Annotated in this window: 20 protein-coding genes and 1 other RNA gene; 8 read left to right on the forward strand and 13 right to left on the reverse strand. The window is 60.9% G+C overall.

What is annotated here, in order from left to right; translation table 11 throughout:
* Nucleotides 1-10: 10 nt before the first annotated feature.
* The 3 genes from ligA to ffs all read left to right on the forward strand — a co-directional run bounded on the left by ligA (nt 11) and on the right by ffs (nt 4832).
* A complete protein-coding gene (ligA, locus tag V7773_RS28320) occupies nt 11-2368 on the forward strand; it encodes an NAD-dependent DNA ligase LigA (protein ID WP_336076299.1) in 2358 nt (785 codons plus the stop codon).
* Nucleotides 2369-2600: 232 nt separating this feature from the next.
* Entirely contained in the window at nt 2601-3761 is a 1161-nt protein-coding gene (locus V7773_RS28325; protein ID WP_336076300.1) for a zinc-binding metallopeptidase family protein, read from the forward strand.
* A 974-nt stretch (nt 3762-4735) separates the two neighbouring features.
* Nucleotides 4736-4832: signal recognition particle sRNA small type (gene ffs, locus V7773_RS28330), an RNA gene on the forward strand.
* Between the two features lie 192 nt (nt 4833-5024).
* Here the strand turns inward: ffs and V7773_RS28335 are convergent.
* Nucleotides 5025-5531, reverse strand: coding sequence for a DUF4823 domain-containing protein (locus tag V7773_RS28335; RefSeq protein ID WP_336076301.1), 507 nt, complete (start codon nt 5529-5531; stop codon nt 5025-5027).
* A 211-nt stretch (nt 5532-5742) separates the two neighbouring features.
* On the reverse strand, nt 5743-6057 hold the full coding sequence (locus V7773_RS28340) for a helix-turn-helix domain-containing protein (protein WP_336076302.1): 315 nt from the start codon (nt 6055-6057) through the stop codon (nt 5743-5745).
* Nucleotides 6058-6396: 339 nt separating this feature from the next.
* Here V7773_RS28340 and V7773_RS28345 point away from each other — a divergent pair, with 339 nt between their 5' ends.
* Nucleotides 6397-8145 carry a putative bifunctional diguanylate cyclase/phosphodiesterase gene (locus V7773_RS28345; protein WP_336076303.1) on the forward strand — a complete coding sequence of 583 codons (1749 nt, stop codon included), beginning with the start codon at nt 6397-6399 and terminating at the stop codon, nt 8143-8145.
* Here V7773_RS28345 and V7773_RS28350 read toward each other — a convergent pair.
* Nucleotides 8091-8861, reverse strand: a complete 771-nt coding sequence (locus V7773_RS28350; protein WP_336076304.1) for a substrate-binding periplasmic protein — start codon at nt 8859-8861, stop codon at nt 8091-8093. The two genes, V7773_RS28345 and V7773_RS28350, sit on opposite strands and share 55 nt — an antisense overlap.
* Before the next feature lie 143 nt (nt 8862-9004).
* Between V7773_RS28350 and dnaX the strand changes: the two genes are divergently transcribed.
* The 4 genes from dnaX (at nt 9005) to recR (ending at nt 13462) form a co-directional block, all read left to right on the forward strand.
* The gene (gene dnaX, locus V7773_RS28355; protein ID WP_336076305.1) at nt 9005-11080 is read left to right on the forward strand and encodes a DNA polymerase III subunit gamma/tau; all 2076 of its coding nucleotides are present in this window, start codon (nt 9005-9007) and stop codon (nt 11078-11080) included.
* Nucleotides 11081-11144: 64 nt separating this feature from the next.
* Nucleotides 11145-11483, forward strand: a complete 339-nt coding sequence (locus V7773_RS28360) for a YbaB/EbfC family nucleoid-associated protein (protein WP_003183512.1) — start codon at nt 11145-11147, stop codon at nt 11481-11483.
* A gap of 275 nt (nt 11484-11758) precedes the next feature.
* Nucleotides 11759-12793, forward strand: a complete 1035-nt coding sequence (locus tag V7773_RS28365; RefSeq protein ID WP_092223069.1) for an NADP-dependent oxidoreductase — start codon at nt 11759-11761, stop codon at nt 12791-12793.
* A 66-nt stretch (nt 12794-12859) separates the two neighbouring features.
* Nucleotides 12860-13462 carry a recombination mediator RecR gene (gene recR / locus V7773_RS28370; RefSeq protein ID WP_003199585.1) on the forward strand — a complete coding sequence of 201 codons (603 nt, stop codon included), beginning with the start codon at nt 12860-12862 and terminating at the stop codon, nt 13460-13462.
* Nucleotides 13463-13524: 62 nt separating this feature from the next.
* Here the strand turns inward: recR and V7773_RS28375 are convergent, their stop codons facing one another.
* The 10 genes from V7773_RS28375 to V7773_RS28420 all read right to left on the reverse strand — a co-directional run.
* On the reverse strand, nt 13525-14073 hold the full coding sequence (locus tag V7773_RS28375; RefSeq protein ID WP_003199587.1) for an adenine phosphoribosyltransferase: 549 nt from the start codon (nt 14071-14073) through the stop codon (nt 13525-13527).
* 76 nt (nt 14074-14149) lie between these two features.
* Nucleotides 14150-14884, reverse strand: coding sequence for a fumarate/nitrate reduction transcriptional regulator Fnr (gene fnr / locus V7773_RS28380; RefSeq protein WP_063322213.1), 735 nt, complete (start codon nt 14882-14884; stop codon nt 14150-14152).
* A gap of 94 nt (nt 14885-14978) precedes the next feature.
* The gene (gene hemN, locus V7773_RS28385) at nt 14979-16361 is read right to left on the reverse strand and encodes an oxygen-independent coproporphyrinogen III oxidase (RefSeq protein WP_336076306.1); all 1383 of its coding nucleotides are present in this window, start codon (nt 16359-16361) and stop codon (nt 14979-14981) included.
* A gap of 120 nt (nt 16362-16481) precedes the next feature.
* Nucleotides 16482-17165: a sulfite exporter TauE/SafE family protein gene (locus V7773_RS28390; protein WP_018608618.1), complete on the reverse strand. Its 684-nt coding sequence runs from the start codon at nt 17163-17165 to the stop codon at nt 16482-16484.
* The gene (gene ccoS / locus V7773_RS28395) at nt 17158-17376 is read right to left on the reverse strand and encodes a cbb3-type cytochrome oxidase assembly protein CcoS (RefSeq protein ID WP_063322210.1); all 219 of its coding nucleotides are present in this window, start codon (nt 17374-17376) and stop codon (nt 17158-17160) included. The genes V7773_RS28390 and ccoS overlap by 8 nt, the downstream gene beginning before the upstream one ends.
* 24 nt (nt 17377-17400) lie before the next feature.
* Entirely contained in the window at nt 17401-19851 is a 2451-nt protein-coding gene (locus tag V7773_RS28400) for a heavy metal translocating P-type ATPase (RefSeq protein ID WP_336076307.1), read from the reverse strand.
* Nucleotides 19852-20030: 179 nt separating this feature from the next.
* Entirely contained in the window at nt 20031-20570 is a 540-nt protein-coding gene (locus V7773_RS28405) for a FixH family protein (protein WP_063322208.1), read from the reverse strand.
* An 11-nt stretch (nt 20571-20581) separates the two neighbouring features.
* On the reverse strand, nt 20582-21997 hold the full coding sequence (gene ccoG, locus V7773_RS28410) for a cytochrome c oxidase accessory protein CcoG (RefSeq protein WP_003199601.1): 1416 nt from the start codon (nt 21995-21997) through the stop codon (nt 20582-20584).
* A gap of 458 nt (nt 21998-22455) precedes the next feature.
* Nucleotides 22456-22779 carry a 3-hydroxydecyl-ACP dehydratase gene (locus tag V7773_RS28415; protein ID WP_336076308.1) on the reverse strand — a complete coding sequence of 108 codons (324 nt, stop codon included), beginning with the start codon at nt 22777-22779 and terminating at the stop codon, nt 22456-22458.
* A 12-nt stretch (nt 22780-22791) separates the two neighbouring features.
* On the reverse strand, nt 22792-23284 hold a 493-nt coding region (locus tag V7773_RS28420), incomplete at its 5' end, for a hypothetical protein (RefSeq protein ID WP_336076309.1).

The raw sequence follows: 23284 nt of genomic DNA on the forward strand, positions 1-23284 counted from the left end.
GAGAACACCCATGAACGCCGTCGAAACCCGCATCCAACAGCTGCGTACCGAGTTGGATCAGCACAACTATCGTTACCATGTCCTCGACGAGCCGAGCATCCCCGATGCCGAATACGACCGTCTGTTTCACGAACTCAAGGCCCTGGAAGAGCAGCACCCGGAGCTGGTGACCAGCGATTCCCCGACCCAGCGCGTCGGCAGCATGGCGCTGTCGGCGTTCAGCCAGGTGCGTCACGAGATCCCGATGCTCAGCCTGGGCAACGCCTTCGACGAAACCACCATGCGCGAGTTCGACCGGCGGGTGACTGAAGGCCTCGACCTGCCCATGGGCGATTTGCTGGGCGGTGGCGCGGCGGTTGAATACAGCTGCGAGCCGAAGCTCGATGGCTTGGCGGTCAGCCTGTTGTATCAGGACGGCCTGCTGGTGCGCGGAGCCACGCGCGGTGATGGCACCACGGGCGAGGACATCAGCGTCAATGTGCGTACCGTGCGCAACATCCCCCTTAAGTTGCAGGGCAGTGGCTGGCCGCCGCTGCTGGAAGTGCGCGGCGAGGTGTACATGTCCAAGGCCGGTTTCGAGCGCCTCAACGCTACGCAACTGGAAGCGGGTGGCAAGACCTTCGCCAACCCGCGCAACGCGGCGGCGGGGAGCCTGCGCCAGCTGGATTCCAAGATCACCGCCAACCGCCCGCTGGAATTCTGCTGCTACGGTATCGGCCAGGTGACCACGGACATTGCCGATACCCACATCGGCAATCTCAAGCAACTCAAGGCCTGGGGCCTGCCCATCAGCCGTGAATTGAAGCTGGCCCATGGTATTGACGAATGCCTGGATTACTACCGCGACATCGGCGAGCGGCGCAACGCGTTGCCTTATGAAATCGACGGGGTGGTGTTCAAGGTCAACAGTATCGCCTCCCAACGCGAACTGGGTTTCCGCGCCCGGGAACCACGCTGGGCCATCGCTCATAAATTCCCGGCCTCTGAAGAACTCACCGAGTTGCTGGACGTCGAGTTTCAGGTCGGTCGCACTGGCGCCGTGACGCCCGTGGCGCGCCTCAAGCCGGTCAAGGTCGCTGGCGTGACCGTGGCCAATGCCACGTTGCACAACATGGACGAAGTGGCGCGTCTGGGCCTGATGATCGGCGACACCGTGATCATCCGTCGTGCCGGTGACGTGATCCCGCAAGTGGTGCAAGTGATCACCGAGCGCCGCCCGGATGATGCTCGCCCGGTGGAGGTCCCCAAGCAGTGCCCGGTCTGTGGCTCCCACGTCGAGCGCACGCAACTGATCAAGCGCAGCAAGGGCCGTGAAACCATCAGCGAAGGCGCGGTGTATCGCTGCGTCGGTCGCCTGGCCTGTGGCGCGCAGCTCAAGCAGGCGATCATTCACTTCGTCTCGCGCCGGGCCATGGACATCGAGGGCTTGGGCGAGAAGAGTGTCGAGCAACTGGTGGACGAGGGCCTGGTGGGTTCGCCCGCCGACCTGTATGCCTTGACCTTCGAGCAGGTGGTCGACCTGGAGGGTTTCGCCGAACTGTCGAGCAAGAACCTGCTGGCGGCGATTGTCGACAGCAAAAAACCGAGCCTGGCGCGTTTTATCTACGCCCTCGGTATCCCGGACGTGGGCGAGGAAACCGCCAAGGTCCTGGCTCGCTCTCTTGGTTCGCTGGAGCGCGTACAAGCGGCTTTGCCCCAGGTGCTCACCTACTTGCCCGACGTCGGCCTGGAAGTGGCCCACGAGATCCACAGCTTCTTCGAAGACCCACACAACCGCCAGGTGATCAAGGACCTGCTGCGCCACGGTCTCGAGATCCAGGACCAAGGCGAGTTGGGTGCCGAGTTCTCCGCCAGCACAACCCTGGGCGGCTTTCTCGACAAACTGGACATCCCCTCGGTCGGGCCCGGCGGGGCGCAGAAACTGGCAGACAAGTTCGGTTCGCTCGAAGCGGTGATGAATGCCGACTGGCTGGACATGCGCCAGGCGTTGCCGGAAAAGCAGGCCAACGCCGTGCGCGAATTCTTCGCCATTGCCAGCAACCGTCAGCAGGCCGAGGCAGCGGAACGACAGTTGCGCGACTTTGGCATGCATTGGCAGAGCGAAAAGAAGGTCGTCGAAGGCTTGCCCGAGGCGGGGCATACCTGGGTGCTGACCGGTTCGCTGGAGTTGATGAGTCGCGACGTCGCCAAGGACAAGTTGGAGAGCCTGGGGGCCAAGGTGGCAGGTTCCGTGTCGGCGAAAACCCATTGTGTCGTGGCGGGGCCGGGCGCCGGTTCGAAATTGACCAAGGCCAATGAGCTGGGGCTCAAGGTGCTGGATGAAGAGGCGTTCGTGGCTTTCTTGAGCAAGCATGGCATCACGGTTTAATCGTGAGGGCGCCGCTGTGGCGAGGGAGCTTGCTCCCGATCGGCGGCGCAGCCGTCGTAAAACCTCCTGACGCGGTCCGTCTGGGAAGGTTGCGTCGTTCCGATTGGGGCGGCTGCGCCACCCAGCGGGAGCAAGCTCCCTCGCCACGGTTTATCCCGTGCTATGACGCAAAGCGGGGGGAACGATCATGGGTAGGGGGGGATCTAGTCTTGCAGGCTCCAGGGAGATCGCCATGTACCGTTTCTTCGAACAACTGACTTCACGCATCGCCGCGCCGTTCATGGGCGACCGCTCACGCAGCAGTAAGATCTGGTCGTGCCGTTGCGGTCAGTCCCTGTTTTTTCGCAACAGCCAATGCCTGGCCTGCCTGGCGGCGCTGGGCTATCAGCCGGAGCAGAGTCGCCTTTCATCCTTGCAACCCGGTGAGCAGCCCGGCACCTGGACGCTGGATGCCGACCCGCAAGCCGGACTGTTCCGTCGCTGCGCCAACCTCGACACGCCGGCGGCGTGCAACTGGCTGTTGCCGGCCAACGGCTACGATACCCTGTGCATCGCCTGTAGCCTCAATCGCACCATTCCGGATCTGTCGATTCCAGAAAACCCCGAACGCTGGCGCAAAGTGGAAACCGCCAAGCGCCGGTTGGTGGCGCAATTGATCACCCTCGGTTTGCCGGTGATCCCGAAAACCGTCGATGAAAATATCGGCCTGGCTTTTGACTTCATCGGTGTCGATCCTGACGGCACGCCACCGACCACCGGTCACGCCAGCGGCCTGGTCACCCTCGATATCAAAGAGGCTGACGACGCTCATCGCGAATACGTGCGCCAGCAGATGCGCGAGCCATATCGCACCTTGCTCGGGCATTTTCGTCACGAAGTGGGTCATTATTTTTGGGATCGGCTGGTCGCCAATAGTCATTGGCTCGAGGCGTTTCGCGAACTGTTCGGCGACGAGCGCGCCAGTTACGCCGAGGCCTTGGAACGGCACTACCAGCAAGGCGCGCCACTGGATTGGCAAGCCCGTTACGTCAGCACCTACGCCACCATGCACCCTTGGGAAGACTGGGCCGAAACATGGGCTCACTACCTGCACATGATGGACGCGGTGGACACGGCGCTGGGCTTCGGCATGAGTGCCCGTGAAATGGATTTCGACTACCAGCCGTTCCCGCCCGAGACCTTGTACGACCCCGAACACACTGGCGGTGCGGCCTTCCTCTCGTTCGTCAACGCCTGGATCGAACTGGCCGGCATGCTCAACGAACTGTCCCGCAGCATGGGGCAACCGGATTTCTACCCATTCGTCGTACCGGCCGCGGTGATTACCAAACTGCACTTCATCCATCTGGTGATCCAGGAGGAGGGTGGTCGGGCGGATGGGGTGCTGTTGTAGATTTTTTTGCAAGTGCCGATTCGTAACTTAAAGTCTGTTGCCGGCTCTACTAAAAAGCTAGATGGTCCTAAAGTGGTACTATTTGTTTTGATAGTGTTTTATAAGCGAAATGTCCTTTATCCTGACAATGGCCATGAATGATGGTCTGTTTATATAAAAGGGTAAATGCTATGAAACACAATGAGAAAAGCAAGGTAGTCATTCCTAATGCTCCCAGGGGGCTTTCCCAGGCCGGGCAAAGCACATACACAATTATATTGGCCTGGGAAATTCCGGATAACGTTCAAGCTGATCAGATAGCTGCTCACACGTTCAAGGTAACGGCCGTCAGCAATGGGCAGGACCAGTCTGTCCCCGCCACCACTGTCCGGCCGGACCATCGTGGTTGGTACCGCCATGAAATAGGCGTCAGTGGTGGCTCCAGTCCGGTGTACTTTAATGTTCAAGTTCGGGCCCAGGCGCTTAATGGTGAATATGGACCGTTTTGCCCGGTGGTGGTTTGTAACACTTCGTCATGATTATAGGGTGGCCAATTAATAACGTCCGCTATTTTTAGTGGCTGTCATGGCCTTTGTCGGAGTATTAAATCTGTCAGCGAAAGAAGAATGACCAATAGTCTTTGGGTCTAGCTGTTGCTGAGGTTTAGCATCGATAATCATTTGGGAATGTTAGTTCAAACACTCATATTGAATGTACCGACGCCTTCGCGAGCAGGCCCGCTCACACACGGGCCCTCGGGTGTTCACCGTTTCGGTGTCCCCACACATTCCCTGTGGGGGCGGGCTCGCTCGTGAAAGCGGTAGGTCAGCTTGTATCCATGTCGAATGTGCCGAGGCCTTCGCGGGTAAGCTTTGCGCCTACAGCAAGTGCTTGAACATCTTCAGTTTTTTAATCAGGCACGAACGGTTGTAACTTCTTGCCAGATAGGTACAATGGCGCGGCTCGCCGTCAGGCGGGCGTCGTTATGGTGACCCCATCGGTCCCCCCGCAACGATTACCCGTGAACCTGGTCAGATCCGGAAGGAAGCAGCCACAGCGGGAACATTGTGTGCCGGGGTGTGGCTGGTGGGGTTGCCTCCATAACGCCCAAGCCTTCGTTCGCAAGGTTTGCCAAATTCCAACCATTAGTTTTATTTTGCTGATCGATATCGATCGTTGCGTCCTGCTGTCCGGATTTTGCTGCGGCCAGGGCAAACGAGTGCCGAAGGAGAGGTCTGGTCCGGACTGCTCGACGGACCGAGCTCCTATCGCAGGCCGATTGGATCAGTATTGAGCTTTAACATATTCAGCAATCGGCTCATGTAGCAAATCCTGTGGATGGTCCCCGCCAAAGGTCGCCCATTTGCTTTTGCCGGACAGGACCGCAGACCCCAGTGGCTGCTCTCCTGTCGGACCATAAATGGCGAGTTTTACTGCAATCTTGTCGGGGAGCCCCGACCATTCTGTGGCGCGTTCTTCCCAGTGCAGGATTTCTGGGATGACGTAGTAACCCGAAGGGCTGCTCTGTCTCAGGCAGCTCAATTCACGGCACGCGGCTATTACCGTCACACGGTTGGTGTAATAAGAGAAAGCTGTTTTAACGGCGGCAGCTGTCATATCGCCGGATGCAGCGTAGGGCGTTGTTTCGTAGCTGCCGTCGACCGGTGTGGCGACGGTGACGGGCATTTGCCTATCAAGTTTTGCCTGGTTGGAGAATACGTCTTGCTGAGCGTATTTGGCGGTGCAACCGGTGGCGAGTATCGAGACAAGAATGACCGAAAATTTATGCACTGTGTCCCCTTGGATTTATTGTGTCGACGAGTCATAGGCGTCATAGGGACGCGGAATCAGCGCGTTGATAGTCGAGGTTCGTGGCGAAAGATGTCAATGTGACATTCTGTCTTGCGTCACCCTCGGAATTGGAAGGGCAGGGCAAACAAACGCCAAAGGGAACCCCGGTCTGTCTCCCATCGACAGCCCCGGCTTCTATCTCATCTGCGCATCAAGGCTTGGACAAGGCCTGGTCGACCGCTGCGATCAGCTTGCCCAGGTCCTTGGAGGTGGCTCTGTGTATGACACCGAACAGATAGGCCCGCTGTTCGTCCTCATCGCCCATGTCGGCAAAAAAGGCTTTCAGTTGTACATCCAGCACATTGGCAAGCAGGAACAAGGCTTCGACGCTGGGGGTGTAGGTGCCGGTTTCGAAGCGGCTGATGGTTTTGGGGTCAAAACCGGTTTTTTCGCCAAGTTCAGCCTGAGTAAGCCCCGCTACTTTGCGGTAGCGTCTGATGGCTGGACCCAAACTTGAAATTTGCATCGCTTAATTCCCATTTAGAATCAAGAACTTAACGATAGATTTTCGCATTAGACAACCGCGTGATCCATCACCTTGCTTTGCAAAGTGTGATGTGTTTCGTAGAATCGGCCTTTGGCACGGGTATTTGGCGACCTGCTTCAGAAGCCGGGGGCGTGTGCAGAGACCGGGCCTTGCGTTTCTTGCCGCGATACTCGGCAAGGGCTGAAGCGCTCCCTTAGTACCGCCAGGGCCCGCGCTCCAGCTTCTCTCAAAGTGTTTGAGCCTAGTTGATTTTCGCCTGTCTTGAAGGCGGTGCAACCGCGCGCGACAAATGAGCCTGACTCATGGATGACTGCTTCGATGGATAAGAAGTACCGCAGAGCCGTTGACGCCGCCGCGATTTTTTCCGAAACCGATCTGAGCGGGCGCATCACCTACGTCAACGATCAATTTTGCAGCCTTTTTGGTTACCGGCGCGATGAGTTGCTGGGTGTGAACCATCGCCTGCTCAATTCCGGCCAGCACCCTGACGAATTCTTCGGCGCCATGTGGCGCACCATTGCCCTGGGCCAGGTCTGGAAAGGGGAAATCTGCAACCGGGCCAAGGACGGAACGTTGCACTGGGTCGACACCACCCTGGTGCCAGTGATCGATGACGATACAGGACAAGTCGAACGCTACCTGGCGATTCGCTTCGACGTCAGCGAAAAGCGTCGCCTGCTGCATTCCCTGCAATGGCGGGTGGGTCACGATGTGCTGACCGGGTTGCCCAATCGCACTTATCTGTCCGATCTGCTGGACCAGGCCCTGGAGTTTTCTCGTGCGGAAAACTTGCCCCTGGCGGTGTGCATGCTCGACCTCGATGGCTTCAAGGCGGTCAATGACGGCTACGGCCACGCCAGTGGCGATCGGCTGCTGGTGGAGGTCGCCAGGCGCCTGCGCAGTATCGTGCGGGGCGAAGATGTGGTGGCGCGGCTGGGTGGGGACGAGTTCGTGCTGGTGCTGCGCCATGTGCGTGGGATGGATGAGTTGCACGCCGCGTTGAGCCGGGTGTTGATCGCTGTTTCCATGCCGTATGGCATTGACGGGAAGGGCATCAAGGTCTTCGCCAGCATTGGCGTCACATTGTTTCCTTGGGATAACGAAGACGCCGAGACCTTGTTGCGTCATGCCGACCAGGCGATGTACGTGGCCAAGCAAAGCGGTCGCAATCGTTTCCATTTGTTCGATGTGTCCCGGGACAAGGAAGTGCGAGCCACTTACCAGACCGTCGAGCGGGTCCGCCAGGCGCTGGCCGGCAATGAGTTGCGGCTGCATTTCCAGCCCAAGGTCAACATGCGCCACGGCACCGTGGTCGGCCTGGAGGCGCTGCTGCGCTGGAAGCATCCGCAACGTGGCCTGGTGCCGCCTCGGGAGTTCCTGCCGCTGGTGGAAGAGACCGACCTGATCGTCGAGATCGGCGAGTGGGTCATGGAGCAGGTATTGACCCAGTTGCAGCAATGGCTGCAAGCGGGGCAGGGCTGGCCGGTGAGCATCAATATCTCGGCGCGGCATTTCCAGCGAGCGGATTTTGTCGAGCGGCTGCGACAGGTGTTGGAGCGGCATCCGGCGGTACCGCCACGCCTGTTGGATCTGCAGATTGTCGAATCGGTCGCGGTGGAGAACCTTGCCCACGTCAGCGCTTGCCTCCAGGCCTGCCATGCCTTGGGCGTGGGGTTTTCGCTGGGTGGGTTCGGCACCGGCTACTGCTCGCTCAATGATCTCAAGCACCTGCGCACGCAAGCCATCAAGATCGACAAGACCTTTGTCCGCGACATTCTCCATGACCGCGACGACCTGGCACTGACCAAAGCGGTGATCGGCCTGGCCCGGGCGTTTGGCCGTGAGGTGGTCGCCGAAGGGCTGGACAGCCTTGAGCACGGCCAACTGCTGTTGAGCCTGGGCTGTGAGGTGGCACAAGGTTATTTCATCGCGCGGCCCATGCCGCCCGAACGGATACCCGGCTGGGTGCAGGGCTTTATCCCGCCGTCGCAATGGCAGCAGCGGCCAGGCGATCAGGGGGAGGGTGCCTCTCTCCTGGCCTGCGATGCATCACTGCGGCCAGTGTAAAGCTGGATGATCGCGTCGATTTCCCCGGACGTCTTCATGTTCAGCAAGGTTCTCAGGATGCGTTGCGCTGGAATGTCCGGATCGTTGCGCACGTAACAGCTCAACTGCTGTTCCTGAAGCACAGCCACGGCACGGAGTTGTCGATCCACCGGATGGCGTTGATTGAACCAGTCCAGTGCCCATTGGTTGCTGACCGCATAGCTATAGCGGCCTGCCAGCAGTTTCGCCAGCACTTGCTCCTGGCTGCGAGCATCGTCTCGGCGCAGTTGGCCGCTGTTGAACAAGGGTTGCAAGGTCGGGTAGGTATAGCTGAGCACCGTGCCTATGGCCTGGTGCGCCAGCGTTGCCGGTGTTACTGTCGCAGGTGCGTTTGCCGTGGCAACGAGCAGGTCGCGTTGGAAAAACAATGGGATGCTCCACAGATAATCGCCGCCATCACTCACCCATTCAGGGCTGACATAGCAACGTACGTCGATCTCGCCGTGTTTCATGGCGCTGTCCAGCCGGGCGCGGGACAGGACGTGGAATTGCGCTGGCAGTCCCATCTGGGTCGCCAGGCTGGTCATTACATCGGGAAGGATGCCCTGGGTCGGGCGACCCCGTTCGATCTGCACCATGGGCATCGCCCAGCCGTCGGTAACGGCAAAACGCAAAGGTACTTCATCAGCAAGACAACCTGTCCCCAACAACAGCAAAGCCCCCATGGCTGAGCGCATAAACTCTCCTGACTGTGCAAAACCGCGTCGACAACCGAGTCCCTGATCCCATCTTAGTCAGATTAGACGAGCACACCGGATGCAATTTCGCCCCTGCTCCGCTAGCATTAGCCGCTTATGTTCCTTCGTTGCGACGGTTTTCGATGAGTTATCAGGTTCTTGCACGTAAATGGCGTCCGCGCTCGTTCCGCGAAATGGTCGGCCAGACCCATGTGCTCAAGGCTCTGATCAATGCCTTGGACAGCCAGCGGCTGCACCATGCCTACCTGTTCACGGGGACCCGTGGCGTGGGCAAGACCACCATCGCGCGGATCATCGCCAAGTGCCTGAACTGTGAAACCGGCATCACCTCCACGCCTTGCGGCGAGTGCTCGGTCTGCCGGGAAATCGACGAGGGCCGTTTCGTCGACCTGATCGAGATCGACGCCGCCAGCCGCACCAAGGTCGAAGACACCCGCGAGCTGCTCGACAACGTGCAGTACGCGCCGAGCCGTGGGCGCTTCAAGGTCTACCTGATCGACGAAGTGCACATGCTCTCCAGCCATTCCTTCAATGCGCTGCTCAAGACCCTTGAGGAGCCGCCGCCCTACGTCAAGTTCATCCTGGCGACCACCGACCCGCAGAAACTTCCTGCAACGATTTTGTCGCGGTGCCTGCAGTTCTCCCTCAAGAACATGACGCCGGAACGGGTCGTCGAGCACCTGACCCACGTACTGGGCGTCGAGAACGTGCCCTTCGAGGACGATGCGCTGTGGCTGCTGGGGCGCGCCGCCGATGGTTCGATGCGCGACGCCATGAGCCTGACCGACCAGGCCATCGCTTTCGGTGAAGGCAAGGTCATGGCCGCCGATGTCCGGGCCATGCTCGGCACCCTCGACCACGGCCAGGTCTATGACGTTTTGCATGCGCTGATCGAAGGCGATGCCAAGGCGCTGCTCGAGGCGGTGCGTCACCTGGCCGAGCAGGGGCCGGACTGGAATGGCGTACTCTCGGAAATCCTCAACGTGCTGCACCGCGTCGCCATTGCCCAGGCCCTGCCCGAAGGCGTCGACAACGGCCATGGCGATCGTGATCGCGTTCTGGCCCTGGCCCAGGCGTTGCCGGCCGAAGATGTGCAGTTCTATTACCAGATGGGCCTGATCGGCCGTCGCGACCTGCCCCTGGCCCCCGATCCGCGCGGCGGCTTCGAAATGGTCCTGCTGCGGATGCTGGCGTTCCGGCCAGCCGACACAGCGGATGCCCCGAGGCAAGCGCTAAAGCCAGTGGGGATCAGCCAGGCCACAGCTGATTCCGCCAAGCCAGTGGCTGCCGCGCCCGTCGTTGCGCCGGCAGTGGCTTCGGCTCCGGTAGCGTCGGCACCTGTGGCACCAGCGACCCCGACACCCGTTGTCGCGGCCCCTGAGCCAGAACCTGAACCGATCGTCGAGGCGCTGCCCGAACCGGTCGCCGAAGCCGTTGTCGATCTGCCCTGGAACGATCCGATCGAACCCGAGGTTGTCCAGCAACCTGCCGTGGAACCGGTCCTGGAGACCATCGCCGAGCAGCCCGAGTTGCCGCCGATGCCTTTGCCGACGCCCGACAGCGTGGTGCCCGATGCGCCTGAGTGGGTCGCCGCGCCGGTGCCCGAACCGACAGTGGCCGACGTCGATATCGCCACGCCAGGCATCGATCAGGACGACGAACCGCCGCTGGACGAGGATTACATCGAGCCAGACCTGGATTCGGCCTACAGCTACCTGGACGACCTGGCCAGCGAGCACGCCGCTGAGCCGGCCCCGGAGCCCGAGCCGGAACCCGCGGCGATGCCAGCCACCGGGCTGGCCCTGCAATGGCTGGAGCTGTTCCCTAAACTGCCGATCAGCGGCATGACCGGCAGCATCGCCGCCAACTGCACGCTGATGGCCGTGGAAGGCGACCACTGGCTGCTGCACCTGGACCCGGCCCACAGCGCGCTGTTCAACGCGACCCAGCAGCGTCGCCTCAACGATGCGCTGAACCAGTATCACCAGCGCACCCTGACGCTGACCATCGAGCTGATCAAGCCCGAGCAGGAGACCCCGGCCCAGGCCGCGTCCCGGCGCCGTGCCGACCGTCAGCGCGAAGCCGAGGAGTCGATCCACGGTGATCCATTCATCCAGCAGATGATGCAACAGTTCGGCGCCGTGGTCCGTCACGATACTATCGAACCTGTCGAGGCCCCGGTCACCCAGGGCTCATAACTGAAGGCACCGGGCTGAACGGGCCGGGTGCGTTGTTTATCCAAGTACTTTCGAGGTGATTCCCATGATGAAAGGTGGCATGGCCGGCCTGATGAAGCAGGCGCAGCAGATGCAGGAAAAAATGGCCAAGATGCAGGAAGAACTGGCCAACGCCGAAGTCACCGGCAAGTCCGGCGGCGACATGGTGACCGTGGTCATGACCGGTCGCCACGACATCAAGCGCGTCAGCATCGACCCAAGCGTGGTTGAAGGCCTGAGCGAAGACGACAAGGAAATGCTCGAAGCCCTGTTCGCCGCCGCCGTCAATGACGCGGTGCGCAAGATCGAAGCCAACAGCCAGGACAAGATGTCTGGCATGACGGCCGGCATGCAACTGCCGCCGGGCATGAAACTGCCGTTCTGATTCGCCATCCCGGTCGGGATGGGCTACACACAATGCCAGGCATCGCGCCTGGCATTTTTGTTTCTATCATAGGCGCGAGCGGTGGTAGAAATCATACCTGTGGGAGCAAGGCTTGCCCGCGATGAACGATGACGCGCCGCTCCGACACACCGAGGTGTCTGTATCGTGGGCAAGCCTTGCTCCCACAGGTGCCCGCTGAACAAACATCGAACGCCGCCCCCTCGGCAATGGTCTGCTCCCTATACGTGCCACTCAACGATCAAGGAGACGCTTCCATGTCACAAGCATCGACCTCCAACCAGCGCATCGTCCTTGCCTCCCGCCCCCACGGCGCCCCGACCGCGGAGAATTTCCGCCTGGAGCACGTGACGCTGCCGGAGCTGGCGCAAGGGCAGATCCTGCTCAAGACGCAATTCCTGTCGCTGGACCCTTACATGCGCGGGCGAATGAGTGACGCGCCTTCCTACGCTGCTCCGGTAAAAATCGACGAGGTGATGACCGGCGGCGCCGTCAGCCGCGTGGAGCGCTCGATGCACCCGAAATTCCAGGAGGGTGATCTGGTGGTGGGGGCCACCGGTTGGCAGAGCCACAGCATCAGCGACGGGCGCAACGTGATGCCCATCCCCTCGGGGCTTGCGAGCCCGTCGATGGCCTTGGGTGTACTGGGCATGCCGGGCATGACCGCTTACATGGGGCTGATGGACATCGGCCAACCCAAGGCCGGGGAGACCCTGGTGGTCGCGGCGGCCTCGGGTGCGGTGGGCTCGGTGGTCGGCCAGGTGGCGAAGATCAAGGGCCTGCGCGTCGTCGGCGTCGCGGGTGGCCGCGAGAAATGCAAGTACGTGGTCGACGAGCTGGGATTTGACGCCTGTGTCGATCACAAGAGCGCACGTTTTGCCGAGGAGCTGGCGCAGGCTTGCGACAAGGGCATCGACATCTATTACGAAAACGTCGGTGGCAAGGTTTTCGATGCCGTCGTGCCGCTGCTCAACGCCAAGGCGCGAATCCCGCTTTGTGGCCTGATCGCGTCCTACAACGATCATCAAGCGCCGAGCGGCCCGGATCGCTTGCCGCAGTTGCAGCGCACGTTGCTTAACAAGCGCGTGCGGATCCAGGGGTTTATTGTGTTCGATGACTACGGCGACCGTCAGCCGGAGTTCATCAGTGCCATGGCCCCTTGGGTGCGCGATGGCAAGGTCAAGTTCCGTGAAGACCTGGTCGATGGCCTTGAGAATGCGCCACAGGCGTTTATCGGGTTGTTGGAAGGGCGCAACTTCGGCAAGTTGGTGGTGCGGGTCGCGCAGGATTGAGTATTTGACGCTAATCGGAGGCGCGGGTATAAACCGCGTCTCGTTGTTATGTCGGACATTTCCTCCATGAGCTTCAGCCCTTTGATTCGCCAACTGATCGATGCCCTGCGAACGTTGCCGGGTGTAGGTCAGAAAACTGCCCAGCGCATGGCGTTGCAATTGCTCGAGCGTGATCGCAGCGGCGGTTCGCGCCTGGCCCAGGCCCTGAGCCAGGCCATGGAAGGCGTAGGGCATTGCCGGTTATGCCGCACCCTCACCGAAGACGATCTCTGTCCACAATGTGCCGATCCGCGTCGGGACGACAGCCTGCTTTGCGTGGTGGAAGGGCCTATGGATGTGTATGCGGTAGAGCAGACCGGTTTTCGCGGCCGTTATTTCGTGCTCAAGGGCCATTTGTCACCGCTCGACGGCTTGGGGCCTGAAGCCATCGGCATTCCACAGTTGATCGCGCGGATCGAAGAGGCGGGTACGTTCACGGAAGTCATTCTCGCTACGAACCCGACGGTCGAAGGCGAAGCCACCGCCCATTACATTGCCCAACTGCTCAACAACAAAGGCTTGATCGCCTCGCGCATCGCCCACGGCGTGCCGCTGGGTGGGGAGCTTGAATTGGTGGATGGCGGGACGCTGGCGCATTCGTTTGCCGGGCGCAAGCCGATCGCGTTGTAGCCGCTACACAGTACCTGTGGGAGCGAGCTTGCTCGCTCCCACATTAGGTTTCGTAGCGAGCGTTATTTTTCGCTGAGCGAGAACTGCGTCAGGCAGAACGTGGGAATCCCCATGTCTTCCAGGCGTTGGGAGCCGAGCAGCTCCGGCAGGTCGATGATCGCCGCGGCTTCGTGGACTTTGGCGCCCATACGGCGGATCAGGTTGGCAGCGGCGATCAGCGTGCCACCCGTGGCGATCAGGTCATCGAACATCACCACCGAATCACCCTCGCACAAGCTATCGGCGTGCACTTCAAGGAAGGCTTCGCCGTATTCGGTCTGGTAACCCTCGGCCAGCACATCGGCCGGCAGCTTGCCTTGCTTGCGGAACAAGATCAGCGGCTTGTTCAACTGATAGGCCAGGATCGAGCCAATCAGGAAACCCCGCGCATCCATCGCGCCGATATGAGTGAACTCGGCCTCGACGTACCGGTGGGCGAAACTGTCCATGACCAGTCGCAGGGCGGTCGGGGATTGGAAGAGTGGGGTAATGTCGCGAAAGATCACGCCGGGCTTGGGGAAGTCGATCACGGGGCGGATCAGGGATTTGATGTCGAAGGAGTCAAAGACCATCGTGGAGGTGTCCTGGCAGGGCTGCAAACGCGGCAGTATAGCGCGGCGAGGCAAATCCCTCAGCCGCGCAGGTTCATCAGCCGTCGATCGAGCCGCCGGCCAGGGCGCAGAGCTGGATCGGGTCAAGAATGTGAATTTCCTTGCCTTCGGCGGCAATCAATTCGTTCTGCTGGAAACGGGTGAACACCCGGGACACAGTTTCCACTGCCAGGCCCAGGTAATTGCCGATTTCATTGCGCGACATGCTCAGGCGGAACTGGTTGGCCGAGAACCCGCGGGCGCGGAAGCGTGCCGAGAGGTTGACCAGGAACGTGGCGATACGCTCGTCGGCGGTTTTTTTCGAGAGCAGCAGCATCATCTGCTGATCGTCACGGATTTCCCGGCTCATGACCCGCATCAACTGGCGGCGCAGTTGCGGCAGCTGTATGGCCAACTCGTCCAGGCGATCGAAGGGAATTTCGCACACCGAGGTGGTTTCCAGCGCCTGGGCCGAGACCGGGTGGGACTCGGTGTCCATACCGGACAGGCCCACCAGTTCGCTGGGCAGGTGGAAGCCGGTGAGCTGTTCTTCGCCGCCATCGCTCAGGTTGAAGGTCTTCAAGGCGCCCGAGCGCACGGCGTAGACAGAGTCGAAGGCGTCGCCCTGGCGAAACAGGAACTCGCCTTTTTTCAACGGTCGGCCCCGTTTGACGATGTCGTCCAGCGCGTCCATGTCCTCAAGATTCAGCGAAAGCGGCAGGCAGAGGGGGGCCAGGCTGCAATCCTTGCAATGGGCCTGGTTGTGGGCGCGCAGTTTGACTGGCTCGGACATTTCTTAAATCCTTGTGGGAAATCACGCATAAGGCGTAAGGGTACCCCAGAGATGGCACTCCGGCCAGTGCGGTTTCGTCGTCAAATTGTCGCGCTCAAATAACGCGGGAGAAGCGCTGTCGGTTGTGCTGGTCCAAATAGGCATCGAACACCATGCACACGGACCGAACCAGCAGGCGCCCGGCGGGCAATACCCGGATGTGGGTGTCATCCAGCTCGATCAGCCCATCCGCGGCCATGGCCCGCAATTGCGGCCATTGCGGGGCGAAGTAACCGCGAAAATCGATGTTGAAGGTTTGCTCGATCTCGGCGAAGGGCAGGTGGAAATGGCAGATCAATTGCTGGATCACCGCGCGCCGCAGCCGGTCGTCAGCGTTGCAGATCAGCCCGCGACTGGTCGCCAGTTGCCCGTCGGCGAGGGTGTTCTGGTAATGGCTCAGATCACTGCTGTTCTGGCAGTACAAATCGCCGATCTGGCTGATGGCTGACACGCCAAGGCCGATCAGGTCGCAATGGCCATGGGTGGTGTAGCCCTGGAAGTTGCGCTGCAACGTAGCCTCTTCCTGAGCGATTGCCAGTTCGTCGTCGGGCAGGGCGAAGTGGTCCATGCCGACATAGCGGTAACCGGCGGCGGTCAGCTGTTCGATGGTGCCTTGCAGCATTGCCAGTTTCTGCTCCGGGGTCGGCAAGTCCTGGCTGTTGATGCGCCGCTGGGGCATGAAGCGTTCCGGCAGGTGGGCGTAGTTGAACACCGAGAGCCGGTCCGGTTGCAGGTGGATGACTTCCTGGACCGTGCGGGCGAAGTTTTCCGGGGTCTGCTTGGGCAGTCCATAAATCAGGTCAATGTTGATCGAACGGAACTGCAAGGTCCGGGCGGCTTCGACCACTGCGCGGGTTTCCTCGAGACTTTGCAGGCGATTGACGGCCCGCTGCACCGCTGGATCAAGGTCTTGCAGGCCGATACTGACCCGGTTGAAACCCAGTTCGCGCAACAGGCCCATGGTCGACCAGTCGGCTTCCCTGGGGTCGATTTCGATGCCGTAGTCACCGGAATCGTCGTCCAGCAGGTTCAGGTGCAGGCGCAGCTTGGCCATCAGTTGGCGCAGTTCGTCGTGGCTGAGGAACGTCGGGGTGCCGCCGCCAAAGTGCAACTGTTCCACGCGCTGGGTGGGGTTCAGGTGACAGCCGATCAGTTGGATTTCCTGCTCCAGGCGTTGCAGGTAGGCGTGGGCACGACCGCGGTCCTTGGTGATGACTTTGTTGCAGGCGCAGTAGTAGCAAATGTTCGCACAGAACGGTATGTGCACGTATAGCGACAACGGTCGCAGGGCCTTGCGGCTGTCGCGCAGGGCATGGAGCAGGTCGAAGGTGCCCACCTGGCTGCCGAACTGCGCTGCAGTGGGGTACGAGGTGTAGCGTGGTCCCGCCAGGTCGTAACGGCGGATAAGATTTGAGTCCCAACAAATGGTGTCGAGCATGCGGGCATTCCCCGGATAGACTGGCATGGGGCGAGTCTAGGGGCGCGAGGGGGTGGCCGTTTTGATTTGCGTCAACGGGGCATTGGGAGTTGTCGATGCTCGCGATTGGGGACGACTTGGTCAATGCCCCATGAGCCAATGTTGATGCGGCCCAGGCAGTGTCCATACCCCGAAAATAATCACCAACAAGCCGCCGGCCATGCGCACGCTGCGTTTGCGCAGCAGGGCGGTGACGCGTTCGGCGGCCAGGCCCGTGGCGAGCAGCACCGGCCAGGTGCCCAGGCCGAAGGCGAGCATGAGCAACGCGCTGTCCAGCGCATTGCCCTGGCTGGCGGACCACAACAGGGTGCTGTAGACCAGGCCGCACGGCAGCCAGCCCCATAGCGCGCCGAGCAGCAAGGCCCGGGGCAGGCTCGACACGGGCAGCAAACGGTTGGCGACGGGTTGGATGTGCCGCCACAGGCCGCGACCGACGCTTTCGATGCGGGTCAGGCCGCTCCACCAGCCCGCCAAGTACAAGCCCATGGCAATCAACAGCAAGCCGGCCAGCACCCGCATGATCATCGCCGCCGGGCTGTTGGACACCGCCCAACCGGCCAGGCCGATCAGCAACCCGGCGGTGGCGTAGCTCAGGATTCGCCCCAGGTTGTACGCCAGCAGCAGCCGAAAGCGCCGGCTGCGCTGTTCCTTGGGAATCGCCAGGGTCAGGGCGCCCATCAGGCCGCCGCACATGCCCAGGCAGTGTCCGCCGCCGAGCAGGCCAAGGATGACCGCCGAAACCAGCAGGGGTGCCAGGTCAAGCATGGGGCCCAGCCTTGTCGTCCGGCTTGCGGGCCTCGCCACTGGCTTCGTCCACCGCCGCCTTGTGGTTCGGGTCCTGATCGTCGAACAGAATGCTGTGGGCCGGACCGTCGAGGTCGTCGTACTGGCCGCTGTCCACGGCCCAGAAGAAAATGTACACAGCGATGGCCACGATCAGCAGCGCGGCCGGGATCATCACGTAGAGAGCTGGCATGTCGGAACTCCATGCCCGTGCGGCTCAGGCCGGCAGCGGGCGGGTATCGGGCGTGGTGTCGAAAACCTGCGTCTTGGGCTGACGTGTCAGCCTCAGCGCATTCAACACGACGGTCAACGAACTGATGGACATGCAGACCGCCGCCCACACCGGCGTAATCCAGCCGAGGGCGGCGAACGGCAACATGAGGCCATTGTACAGCCCGGCCCACACCAGGTTCTCGATGATCACACGGCGGGTGCGTCGGGCCAGGCTGAAGGCGTGGATCAGGGCGTCGAGGCGGTTGGACAGCAGCACCGCGTCGGCGCTGGTCTTGGCCAGGTCGGTGGCCGAGCCCATGGCGACACTGATGTCCGCCGCCGCCAGCACGGGCACGTCGTTCACGCCATCGCCGAGCATCAGCACCTTGCGGCCCTGTTGATGCAACTGCTGCAACACGGCCAGTTTGTCGTCCGGGCGCAGCCCGCCGCGAGCCTCATCGATGCCCAGCTCGGCGGCGACACTGGCAACCATGGGCGAACTGTCACCCGACAACAGCAGCGTCCGCCAGCCCCGTGCCTTGCAGGCCGCCAGCAGTGCCGGGGCATCGACGCGCAAGCGGTCATCGAGGACGAACCAGGCCAGGGGCCCGATCTCATCGCCCAGCAATAGCCATTGCCCGGGTTCGTCCGGCATTTGCGGTACGGCGGCGCCACTCAGTTCGCAGACGAAACCGGGCTGGCCGATGCGCAGGCGCTGTTCGGTCACCAAACCTTCCAGCCCCAGCCCCGGGGTGCTTTGCACCTGTTCGGCGGCCAATGGCGCGCGGCCGAAGGCGCGGGCGATAGGGTGTTCGGAGCGATTTTCCAGGGCGGCGGCCAAGCCCAGGCATTGATCACTGTCGAGGGCCGCCAATGGCCGAATGGCGCGCAACGCCAGGCGGCCTTCGGTGAGGGTACCGGTCTTGTCGAAAATTACCGTGTCGATCTGGTTCAGGCCTTCCAGCACATGACCGCGCGTCAGCAGCAGACCGAGTTTGTGCAGGGTGCCGGTGGCGGCGGTGAGGGCGGTCGGCGTGGCGAGGGACAACGCGCAAGGGCAGGTGGCGACCAGCATCGCCAGGACGATCCAGAACGCACGCGAAGCGTCCAGTTGCCACCACACCAGCCCGATGACGGCAGCGGCGATCAAGGAGAACAGCAAGAACCATTGGGCCGCGCGGTCGGCGATTTCCGCCAGCCGTGGCTTTTCGGCCTGGGCCCGCTCCAGCAGCCGCACGATGGCCGACAATCGGGTGTCCTGCCCGAGGGCCAGCACCTCGACCGTCAAGGCCCCTTCGACGTTCAGCGTGCCGGCGGTGACCGCGTCGCCCACCTGGCGAGGTTGTGGCAGGTATTCACCGGTCAGCAGCGATTCGTCGATGCTGGACTGGCCATCCAGGATCCTGCCATCGGCCGGCAGCACCGCGCCTGGATGCACCAATACCCGATCGCCGGTGCGCAACTCGCTGAGCAGGATGCGTTCGCTCTGGCCGTTGTCTTCCAGGCGCAGGCACGAGGCCGGCAACAGATTGACCAGTTGGGCGGTGGCGGCGGCCGTGCGCTCCCGGGCCCGGCGTTCCAGGTAACGGCCGGCCAACAGGAAGAGGGCAAACATGCCTACGGCGTCGAAGTACAACTCGCCGACCCCGGTAATTGACGTCCAGATCCCGGCAACGTAGGCGCTGCCGATGGCCAGGGACACGGAAACGTCCATGGTCAGGTGGCGGGTGCGCAGGTCGCGCATGGCGCCTTTGAAGAACGGCGCGCAGCTATAGAAGACGATGGGCGTGGTGAGGAACAGGGCAACCCAGCGCAGGATGGTGTGCATCTCCGGGCTCAGGTCGATGTTGAATTCCGGCCAGGTGGCCATGGTTGCCATCATCGCCTGGAACCACAACAGACCGGCCACACCCAATTGGCGCAGGGCCAGGCGGTTTTGTGCGGCGAGTTGTTCACAGGCCTGGTCGGCCTGGTACGGGTGGGCGACATAGCCGATCTGGCGCAATTCGGTGAGCAGCGTGCTCAGCGGCAGTTGAGCGTCGGCCCAACGTACATGCAGGCGATGATTGGACAGGTTCAATCGCGCCTCGGCCACGGCCGGCAGGCTGCGTAATTGCTTTTCGATCAACCAGCCGCAGGCGGCGCAACTGATGCCTTCCATCAACAAGGTGGTTTCGGCCAGTTCGCCTTCATGGCGCATGAATGATTGCTGCACGTCTGGGCGATCGTACAGTGTCAGTTCATCGGTCAACTGGACGGGCAGGGATTCGGGGTTGGCCGACGCTTCGCTGCGATGCTGGTAATAACTTTCCAGGCCGCCGGCGACAATGGCCTCGGCCACCGCCTGGCAACCCGGGCAGCACAGCTCGCGGGTTTCACCGAGGACAACGGCGGTGAAGCGACTGCCAGGGGGGACGGGCAGGGCGCAGTGGTAGCAGGGCTGTGGAGTGGTCATGGTTGTCGCATGAAGGCCTTTTTGGCTGGGGCGTTTGCTGGTTTATGGGCGCTGTTGTGGCGAGGGAGCTTGCTCCCGCTCGGCTGCGTAGCAGTCGTAATCGGGTGAGCCGGTCATACGACGAACGGGGCCGCTTCGCGACCCAGCGGGAGCAAGCTCCCTCGCCACAGAGAAGCGATTTACTGCTTCAGGTCTTCAGCGCCTTGCAGCGGTTCATCGCCGAGCAGGAGGTCCTGGCCGTGATTGATCTGCTCTTCTTCGAACAGGCGCCAGGTCTTGTCGTTCTCCACCCCCAGCAATTCGACAAAGCGCCGGCCTTCGATCTTGTCCGCCAACTGACCGACGTAGCGCCCTGGTTCACTGTCGTTGCGGGTCAGGACGATCTTGCGGTCCTTCTCCGGTTGGGTCGGCGAGATCAGGCTCAGTTCCAGGGTCTGGGGACGGCTGTTGCCGTTCAGGCGCAGGTTCACCTCTCCGGTGAGTTCGTCCAGTTGCACGTTGGCACGCAGTTGCAGGGTCTGGGCCAGCAATTCGCGCTCCAGCGAGCGGTTGATGCCCTTGCCGGCTTCATAATAATTGTCGTTGACCAGGTTGTCCGGGTTCTTCACCGCAATGGTCACCATCGTCAGGCTCAGTGTCACCGAGCAGGTCAGGATCGCGATGATGATCCACGGCCAGAGGTGCTTGTACCAAGGGCTGGTGGCGGTTGCTGCAGGCATGTTCAGTTCTCTCAACGAGTTTGTGGGCCGATGAACCGGCTCTTGGCTTCGACATGTACGCTTTCGTCATCGGCGTCCTTGAGGATGAAGGTCACCTCGTTGGTGCTCGATGGCAGTTGTTCCGGTGCGCTGGACAGCTCGACCGGCTGGCTGTAGATCTCGCCGGCCGCGACCTTGATTTCCCGACGGCCTTGCAACTTGAGGTCGGGCAGGCCGGCGGCTTCCAGGACGTACGTATGGTCGCGCTGGTCTTTGTTCATGATCTTCAGGCTGTAGACGTTCTCGATCCGGCCTTCGGCGTTTTCGCGGTAGAGCACGCGGTCCTTGCTGACGTCGAAACCCACCAGCGAGCGCATGAAGAACGCCGCCGCCAACAGGCTCATCATGGTCAGCAGCACCAAGGCATAACCGATCAGGCGCGGGCGCAGTTTATGGGTTTTCTGTCCTGAAAGGTTGTGTTCGGTGGTGTAGCTGATCAGGCCGCGTGGATAATCCATTTTGTCCATGATGTTGTCGCAGGCATCGATGCAGGCCGCGCAGCCGATGCATTCGATCTGCAGGCCGTCGCGGATGTCGATGCCGGTCGGGCAGACCTGGACGCACATGGTGCAGTCGATGCAATCCCCCAGGCCCAGGGCTTTGTAGTCAACGCCCTTCTTGCGCGGGCCACGGCTTTCGCCGCGACGCGGGTCGTAGGAAACGATCAGGGTGTCCTTGTCGAACATCACGCTCTGGAAGCGTGCGTAAGGGCACATGTAGATACACACTTGCTCACGCAGCCAGCCAGCGTTGCCGTAGGTGGCGAGGGTGAAGAAACCCACCCAGAAATACGACCAGCCATCGGCCTGGCCGGTAAAGAACTCGAACACCAGTTCGCGGATTGGCGTGAAGTAACCGACAAAGGTCATGCCGGTGACGAAACCGATCAGCAGCCACAGGCTGTGCTTGGCGAGCTTGCGCAGGAATTTGTTGGCGCCCATGGGGGCCTTGTCGAGCTTGATGCGCTGGTTGCGGTCGCCTTCGGTGACTTTTTCGCACCACATGAAGATCCAGGTCCACACGCTCTGTGGGCAGGTGTAGCCACACCACACGCGTCCTGCATAGACTGTGATGAAAAACAGGCCAAAGGCGGCAATGATCAACATCCCGGACAGCAGGATGAAATCCTGGGGCCAGAAGGTGGCGCCGAAAATAAAGAATTTGCGCTCCGGCAGGTTCCACCAGACGGCCTGATGGCCACCCCAGTTCAGCCAGACCGTACCAAAATACAGCAGGAACAATAGCGCGCCGCCAGCCATTCGCAGGTTGCGGAACAGGCCAGTGAAGGCGCGGGTGTAGATTTTTTCCCGAGAGGCATACAGGTCGACGCTTTTGTTCGCGTCCTTGGCAGGCGGGGTGACGTCATGTACCGGAATCTGGTTACTCATCAAATGCATCCCACGGCAGTGGAAAAGTGCCGTGGCCAGTACGTGCTAACCACGGTCAGAAAGGGTGTTGCGGTGGCGCAATGATACGCCTGTCGCTCTAGCCCAAGGGTGCGACCTTTGGTCGCGTTGGGGGTCTGCATAGAATGGTGTAGCGGATGTAACAAGTCATGACCCAGATCAATTGACTATAGACATTCCATGGCCCCGGGGGAAAAACGAAAGGGCGTGCCGGGAGCATAAACAGAGCTGCGGGTTGCCCTGTTTTTCGTGGCGAGGTAGCTTGCTCCCGCTCGGCGGCGAAGCCGTCGTGATCTGAATGCCTGAGACGGCGCGATGGGCCGAACATCAGGGCCGCTTCGCGACCCGGCGGGAGCAAGCTCCCTCGCCACGGGGAGATCGGTGTTCCTACGAGGAAGTGGAGTGGGTGGAAACCCTGATCACTTTTTTATCAAATAGGGCTACCAACCTGACGACTCGCCGTCCTCATCCTTTATAGCAATTCGGGTGCATGACCTGATCCATTCAAAAAGAACGGAAAGGTCTCGTTCGATACTTTTTGGATGAGCGCTGATCTCCACAAAAATGCGTTCTTTTTCTAAAAACAGTCGTACGTCGTAGCTCCAATCCCCTGGGCTTCTGGGTTCGGTGCCTATCAAGCGAAATTCGTTTTCCTCAAACGATGCGGAAAACGTTCCAAGGCGGGTGATTTTCTGTGTGAGCGCTTCGAGGTGAGTCGCATACCAGTTCTTGTCTTCAAAAGATACTATGAATTCTGCTGACATAGTCGTCATCCCCTAACTGCCGTGAGGCCTGCCCGATATCGTTGGATAGTCTGGTGGATTCTGCATCCCGATGTGCGCTTCCGCGGAATGAGTGCTGACGGCGGTTTTTCCGTCGTTGGCTAGCTCAGTCGTGCCTGGGTTGCCGTGCCGGCCCAATGATTTGTGACTGTGAGCATTGTTCGATCCTTTAAAGGGAGTGGGGTTTGTATTTCCATAGGCATGAATTTGAACTTCCGAACCATCGGCGTGTACCCAGCGCTGGTTCCTGGTATTTGCAGGATTGGTTCGGGTGTAGCCGTTTTGCCTAAGGATTTTCTCCACCTGTGGTACGGACTTTCCTTTTAGCGACGGCAGTTTGGCGACATTCGGTTTATTCGCAAATCTACCTCTGGCGTCGATCCATCTTCCTTTTGAGTTTTGGCGGGTGGCAGGGCCACAGGCTAGCCCCAATGGGTCTATCCAAGAGAAGGGGTTTGGGGCGTAGAGGTAGAGATTGAATCCTCCC

The organism is Pseudomonas sp. 3JA (assembly GCF_036961705.1).
GTDB classification, from domain to species: domain Bacteria; phylum Pseudomonadota; class Gammaproteobacteria; order Pseudomonadales; family Pseudomonadaceae; genus Aquipseudomonas; species Aquipseudomonas fluorescens_Q.